General features: G+C 64.0%; 6 protein-coding genes. 4 read left to right on the top strand and 2 right to left on the bottom strand.

Features of this window, described 5'->3' with window-relative positions; translation table 11 throughout:
• Positions 1–129: 129 nt before the first annotated feature.
• Positions 130–801, bottom strand: coding sequence for a metallophosphoesterase family protein (locus IPV08_RS24050; protein ID WP_056454158.1), 672 nt, complete (start codon positions 799–801; stop codon positions 130–132).
• A complete protein-coding gene (locus IPV08_RS24055; RefSeq protein WP_207414334.1) occupies positions 798–2,939 on the bottom strand; it encodes a helicase-related protein in 2,142 nt (713 codons plus the stop codon). Before IPV08_RS24055 ends, IPV08_RS24050 begins: the two co-directional genes overlap by 4 nt.
• A gap of 428 nt (positions 2,940–3,367) precedes the next feature.
• Here IPV08_RS24055 and IPV08_RS24060 point away from each other — a divergent pair, with 428 nt between their 5' ends.
• From IPV08_RS24060 to IPV08_RS24075, 4 genes are read left to right on the top strand one after another with little or no spacing between them, the layout of a single operon-like run.
• Positions 3,368–4,534, top strand: a complete 1,167-nt coding sequence (locus IPV08_RS24060; protein WP_207414336.1) for an acyl-CoA dehydrogenase family protein — start codon at positions 3,368–3,370, stop codon at positions 4,532–4,534.
• Positions 4,531–5,118 (top strand): SAM-dependent methyltransferase, encoded by a 588-nt coding sequence (locus tag IPV08_RS24065; RefSeq protein ID WP_207414338.1) that lies wholly within the window; start codon positions 4,531–4,533, stop codon positions 5,116–5,118. Before IPV08_RS24060 ends, IPV08_RS24065 begins: the two co-directional genes overlap by 4 nt.
• 10 nt (positions 5,119–5,128) lie before the next feature.
• Positions 5,129–5,836 carry a cytochrome b/b6 domain-containing protein gene (locus IPV08_RS24070; protein WP_348646189.1) on the top strand — a complete coding sequence of 236 codons (708 nt, stop codon included), beginning with the start codon at positions 5,129–5,131 and terminating at the stop codon, positions 5,834–5,836.
• On the top strand, positions 5,833–6,573 hold the full coding sequence (locus IPV08_RS24075; RefSeq protein ID WP_207414342.1) for a molybdopterin-dependent oxidoreductase: 741 nt from the start codon (positions 5,833–5,835) through the stop codon (positions 6,571–6,573). Before IPV08_RS24070 ends, IPV08_RS24075 begins: the two co-directional genes overlap by 4 nt.
• Positions 6,574–6,659 lie beyond the last annotated feature (86 nt).

Genomic DNA, 6,659 nt, shown 5'->3' on the forward strand with positions numbered 1-6,659 from the left:
ATCCTACACATCACATCACACAGCCCGCAGCGCCATAAACGCCGCGGGCTTCGTCATGTCCAGAGCACACAGCTCCCCCAGCTGGGATCAGCGAGACCGCATCACAACCCAAAGCGAAAACCCGATCGCTTACGACCTCATGCCGACCTGAAGAAACTCGACCGCCGGTCCGGCATCCGCGGTGAAGACTCCCGCCGTCAGTGAACATCCAAAAACGCAGGCCGTGTCGATATTCGTGCGGAAGGGATGGATGTCCGGCCTCCCGTTCTTTTGGGGTGTATGTCCGTGGACGACATGCTTGCCGAAGTCGAATTCCTCGGTGAGGAACGGCTTCCGGATCCAGAGCCTGGCTTCCACGTCCGGGTCGATGCCCTGTCGACCGGGACGAAAGCCGGCATGGACATAATAACGGCGCGCGTCCTCGTGGGATGTCGGAAGGGCAGACATCCAATTGAGCGCGTCACGCGGGAGGTCTTCCGGATCCCGGATGCCGAATGAGGCGAGCGTGCTCCGGCCGCCGTTCTCAAGCCAAGCAGTCACGCCAAAGGGTTTCTCGTAAGCGTCGAGCAGCATCCGCTCATGATTGCCCATAAGAAATGTCGCTTTCCCCATCTCCGTGCGATCAATGTCCTGAAGCATTCTCAGCACGCCGGCGCTGTCCGGGCCACGGTCGATATAGTCACCGAGAAAAACGAGACGTCGTTCGCGACCCGAACTGTGACGTGCAATCTCTGCGAGGAGCCGACCGAGCGCATCGGCGCAGCCGTGGATGTCGCCGATTGCGTAAGTGAGATGGCTCATCGTTGTCCTGGACGTGCACGGCGGCGCTCGGCCTTGCGGGTCGCCGTTTCTCGCAGATGATTCTCGATGACCGCATTGGCTCGACCACGCATGACACGGATCTGCTCGTCATCGTCGAAGGTTTCCGGAAATCGCCGCGATAACCAGAGATAGGCGCTGGCGAGCCGCACGGTTCGCTCCTGGTAATCGAGCTCTCCACTGAGATTGGCACGCAGGGCCGGAACGGTCGTGCGCGTGGCCCGGGCCTGCGCCCAGCGCTCCAGCATGGCGACCGCGACTTCATCGCGGCGGTTTACCGGGCAGACCGAAAAGGCGAACTTTTCCTCGATCGGCAGGTGGGCCCGATCGATGACTTTCGCGACATCGAGGATCTCGTCGAGGGCCGAAGGTTGGAACGGCGACCCGGCATAGAATGTGGAGCGCGCGAAATGGGTCATGACCTCGCGGAGACTTTGCGTTCGCATCTCCTCGGCGACGGAGCGAATCGCGATCAGGTCCGGCCGCACGAAGAACCGCGTATCGGCAGCGGGAGCCGTGGGGGCGCCTGCTAGTGCTGTGCGGATCGGTTCGATGCCGACCGCATCTGTGGCTGCGACGTAACCGACATCCTGATGTCCGAACCGTCCGGCGCGACCGGCAATTTGACGAATCTCGGAGTTTGTCAGCGCACGCTCGCCGACACCGTCCCATTTCCTTGTGGCGGAAAAGACGATGCGTTTCAGGGGACCGAGGTTGAGGCCCATGCCGATCGCATCCGTGGTCACCAGGACGGTGGCCTCACCGGTACGGAAGCGTGCGGCCTCCGCCCTCCTTACCTCGGGAGACAGGGCTCCGTAGATCGTCGCCACGCTATGTCCGGCCGCGACCAGGATTTCGCGATTCTCGTGGACGGCGCGACGCGAGAAGGCGACGACGGCGTCACCCGGCTCCACATTCTCCAGGGGAACCGGTTCCTCCATAAGAACCAGGGGTGTCTTGCGAACGAAGGAGATGACCTCGAGCGATTCGTTGGCGGCCTCCGCCGCGCGCCGGACAGCGGCGAGCGCATCGTCCGAGCCGCAGACGATGACGGTCTTCGCCGGGATGCCGAACAGAGCATTGGTCCAGGCCCAGCCCCGGTCCGGGTCGGAGAGCATCTGAATCTCATCGATCACGGCGACATCGATGGGCCGCGTCAGGTCGGCGGTTTCGATGGTCCGCGATGTGTGGGTCGGTCTCTCCTCGCCGAGAACCTCTTCGCCGGTCACCATCCCGGCCTTCAGGCCGCGCTCGGCCAATCCCTCGTAATTCTCGAGTGCGAGCAGGCGCAGCGGCGCCAGATAGGTGCCGGTTGGGGCCGCCGCCAAATGTTGCAGGGCCGCGTAGGTCTTGCCGGAATTGGTCGGCCCCATATGGAAGATGATGCGGCGGCCAAGGCGTCGGGCGGCCGTGAACTTCTCGATATATGCACCGAACCCGACCTGGTCGCGCAGGCGCCGTAAGCGCGAATCCTCCCTTGCGACGAGCTTCGCGCGTTTCCGCACCGGAGCCAGGGTATCGCTCATGGAACGGCCGAGATTCGGTCCGTCATGGAACACCCGTGAGCGGAGCGAGCGGTCCATATGGTCGATATAGGTGGCGGCGTCGGCGCCGACCTCTCGCAGATCCCCGGCGATAGTGTCCCTGAGGCGTTCGAGGGAGGGACGGAGCGTCCGTCCCGTCTTTGCGGTGATCTCGGCGACCGTCGTTCGCAACGTCTCGATCCGCCAGGCCGGGTCGTTGCGCTCCGCCATGCCCGAGACGATCTCACTGGCGACGCCGTCCAGCGGGACCTCGACCCGCACGTCCATGCGACCGCCATCGAGGAGCGGTAGCATCACGCGCACGCGCCATATCAGCGTGTCGTTAGCAGTGATCGTCACCTTCAGCCCCGGCACGCTTCTGGCGACCGCTTCCGCTCCAGCCTTGGCGAAGGCATGCACGGCCTTCATTCGCCGTAGCGCCTTGCCCACACGCGCATCGTCGACGTAACCGCCGAATTCCGGAAGGTCGAGTTGGAGCCGCAGCCCCTCGATATCGACGGAACGTGGCGGAAGGCCGAGGCGGGCGACGGCTTCCATCAGGAGATCGACGGTGGAAGGAACGCGCTTTCGCGCCATGGGGACCGATCCTGGAACGGGTGAGGCAAAAGCCCGGACATGAAGCTCGGCAAAGCCGCGCCGAAGGCGATTGCAGAGCCGCGAGGAGGCTGCCCGATCTCGGACCCGCCGCCTATAACCGATATGGGGATAAACCGGCTTTTTTGGAGTTGTGGATCCCTGGCTGCGAGGACGATGCACGTCATGGGAGGCGATGCTGCCGAACCAGCCCGTCCTACGGTCGTTCACCCATGACCAGCGTTGCCGCCGGTCTGGCGGCTCGGTGGAGCGTCAGATCGCCCGTCATCGGCCGATCAAGAATCCAAGGTAAATCGTAGAATGTCCGCGCCTGGGTGTCGCACGGTGGAAGGCAGAACGAAGTATATCTGTCACGCTACTCCTATGTCATAAATATTTATCATAACGGATGCGACGCCCGCGTGGAGAGGATGAACAGCGTGGACCAACCGACACCGGTCGCCCACACCACTTTCGATCCCACGAATGCGGCGAGGATTGCCGCCAGGGCAGCGGCTGCACGGGCGGCCGAGCATGATCACGATGGCGGGTTTCCCGCGGCCGATGTGGAGCATCTTCGCACGCTCGGCCTGCTTGCCGCGCCGATCCCGCGGGACGAGGACGGTGCCGGGCTTGGCGAAGAACCGGGGGCCGCGGACCTCTGTAGCGTGTTGCGCATCATCGGGAGTGGAAGCCTCGCCCTCGGCCGCATCTATGAGGGCCATGTCAACGCGCTCCAATTGGTCGCGCGCTACGGCGACCGTTCCCAGCGTGCGCGACTGTTCGAGGACGCGCGGCTGGGGCATCTTTTCGGCGTCTGGAACACCGAACTCTTCGACGACGGGCTGAAGCTCGAGGAAGTGGCCGGCGGCTATCGCTTGAGGGCCGGCAAGATCCTCGCATCCGGGGCCGGTTTCGTCAGCCGCCCCCTGGTCACCGCCCGCACGGTTCCCGGCGATCTCGCCTTCATGGTGATACCGGAACTGACGCCCGGCACGCGGGCGGATCTGTCCGATTGGCGGGCGCATGGCATGCGTGCCTCGGCGACGGGAAAGGTCGATCTGACCGGCCTCCCTATCGGATCGGGTGAGCTGCTGGGCGAGCCGGATTCCTACTCGCGACAGCCTTACTTCTTCGGGGGAGCCTGGCGTTTCGCTGCCGTCCAGCTCGGGGGGATCGAGGGGGTCATCGACATTTGGCGCGATCACCTCCGCCGGACCGGCCGGGGACCTGATCCCCATCAATCGGCACGGCTGGGAGAGGGGCTGATCGCCACCGAGACAGCCCGCCTCTGGGTGGAGCGCGCCGCCCGTATCGTCTTCGAAGACGATCTCCATCCCGAGCGGATCGTGGCCTATGTTCATCTGGCGCGAACTGCCGTCGAGACAGCGGGACTTTCCGTGCTCCAGCTCGCTCAGCGCTCCGTGGGGCTGCAGGGGTTCCTTCGCGATCATCCCCTCGAACGCGCCTCGCGCGATCTCGCCACCTATCTTCGCCAGCCGGCACCGGATTTCGCGCTGACATCGGCCGCGCGTTATGTCCTTGGTGAGACCGTGTCCGCCGGAGATCTCTGGCGTGATTCCGGAGATGTGCCATGACGCGTCATTCGCAGACGATGCCGCCCGATTATTTCGACAACCGCTACGCCGAGGATCCCGATCCCTGGCAGTTCGCCACAAGCGAATACGAGGCCGCCAAGTATGCGGCGACGCTGGAAGCGTTGCCGAAGCCGCGTTACGCGTCGGCGCTGGAGATCGGCTGTTCGATCGGCGTGTTCACCAAGGCGTTGGCAGCCCGATGCGACGCCCTCATCGGTGTCGACACCGCGGAGAAGGCCCTCCAACAGGCACGCGAGCGCTGTCGGGAGGCGCCACATGTGAGCTTTCAGCGGTTGCACGCTCCCGGCCAATGGCCTGCCGGCCGGTTCGACCTGATCCTGATATCCGAGGTCCTCTACTTTTTCGACGCCGCCGACATGCCCCGCCTGGCTGAGCGGATTCTCGGCACGCTCGACACGGGAGGCACCATCGCGCTGGTCCATTGGACCGGGCCGACCCATTATCCGCAGACGGGGGACGCGGCTTCGGACCAACTCATCGACATCCTCGACTCGTCGATCCACGTCACTCATCGTCATCGCACCGATCGGTACCGGCTCGATGTCCTCACCCGCATCTCCTGACCTTCACGCGGTGGCGAAGGAGGCGGGCCCACAATCCCGCCGCACCGTATTCCGGCATCCTGTCTGGCTGCGATTGACCCATTGGGTGAATGCTGCAGCCTTCCTGGTCCTGCTGATCAGTGGAATCGCCATCCTTCTCGCCCTGCCGCGATTGTTCTGGGGCGAGACGGGTGCCAACGGCGCCCCGGCGTGGCTCGAACTTCCCCTACCGGTGAATCTGGAACAGACCGGCTGGGGCAGAAACCTGCACTTCCTCGCTGCCTGGATCCTGGTGATCAACGGGATCGCCTATCTTCTCCTCGTTCTGGCGAGTGGACATCTTCGCAAGAACTTGGTGCCGAACAGGGATCAACTGTCTGCCGGGCATCTCGCCCGGGAAATCAGTGATCACGTCAGGTTCGAGAAGGCGCGCGGCAACGAGGCGCTCCGGTACAACGCGTTGCAGAAATTCGCTTATCTCGGCGTTGTCCTGATCCTGTTTCCGCTCATGGTGTTCACTGGCCTCACCATGTCGCCGGGCTTCACGACGGCGTTTCCCGAGCTCTTCACCCTGTTCGGTGGTCGCCAATCCGCGCGGACCATCCATTTCCTGGTGGCCAGCCTGCTCGTGTTGTTCCTGCTCGTCCACGTGGTTCAGGTCTTCGTCGGCGGGGCGACCAATCTCATGCGTTCGATGATCACGGGGCGCTTCACCATTCCCAGGGAGACGGAACGATGACCGATCTGTCCCGGCGTCGGCTTCTAACGGGATCGGCCGGTCTCGTCGGGGCTGGTTTCCTCGGCGGTTGCGAGGCGCCGGCGTTGAGCCGTCTGGCGACGCCCTATGATTGGAGCAACGGCCTGACCTTCGCCGTGCAGCGTTGGCTTCTCCGGCGCCAGCCCCTCGTCCGGGAGTTCGGGCCCGAGGCGATCTCGGCCGTCTTTCCGACGATCAACACGACCGATCCGGACGATCCCGGCTACAAGACATCGAAGGCCATCGGTTTCACGGATTGGAAGTTGCCGGTGACCGGTCTCGTAGAAAGACCGGGGGCGTTTTCCCTGGCCGACCTCAAGGCGATGCCGGCCCGAACGCAGATCACGTTGCACAGCTGCGAGCAGGGATGGTCCGCCATTGCCGGTTGGACGGGAGTCCCGCTCGCAGGCCTGCTCGCTCATGTCGGCCTGAAGCCAGAGGCGCGCTTCATCGTCATGCGCAGCGTCGATGGGTGGTGGGACAGTTTCGACCTGTTCGATGCACTGCATCCCCAGACCATCCTCGCCTACGGCATGAACGGACAGGATCTGCCCGTCGCCCATGGTGCTCCCCTGCGCCTGAGGGTCGAACGCCAACTCGGCTACAAGAGCCTGAAATACCTGACGCAGATCGAGGCCGTGGACCGCGTCGACGGCTTCGGAAAGGGGAGGGGGAGCATGGTCGCCGAACTCGGCTTCCCCTGGTACGCGGGGATCTGATCGAGGCTCGGTCGGCAGGCCGTCGCTTCGGGTTTTTGCGACCGTTGTCATCCGGACGTCGTTTTAGGTGTTGACGTCTCCGGTGT

Source organism: Methylobacterium sp. SD274, from assembly GCF_017355285.1.
Lineage (GTDB): Bacteria > Pseudomonadota > Alphaproteobacteria > Rhizobiales > Beijerinckiaceae > Methylobacterium.

Bases quoted from the DNA above. Each gene is read 5' to 3' on its own strand.
- IPV08_RS24050 (WP_056454158.1), bottom strand. From the start codon at position 801: ATGAGCCATCTCACTTACGCAATCGGCGACATCCACGGCTGCGCCGAT.
- IPV08_RS24055 (WP_207414334.1), bottom strand. From the start codon at position 2,939: ATGGCGCGAAAGCGCGTTCCTTCCACCGTCGATCTCCTGATGGAAGCC.
- IPV08_RS24060 (WP_207414336.1), top strand. From the start codon at position 3,368: ATGAACAGCGTGGACCAACCGACACCGGTCGCCCACACCACTTTCGAT.
- IPV08_RS24065 (WP_207414338.1), top strand. From the start codon at position 4,531: ATGACGCGTCATTCGCAGACGATGCCGCCCGATTATTTCGACAACCGC.
- IPV08_RS24075 (WP_207414342.1), top strand. From the start codon at position 5,833: ATGACCGATCTGTCCCGGCGTCGGCTTCTAACGGGATCGGCCGGTCTC.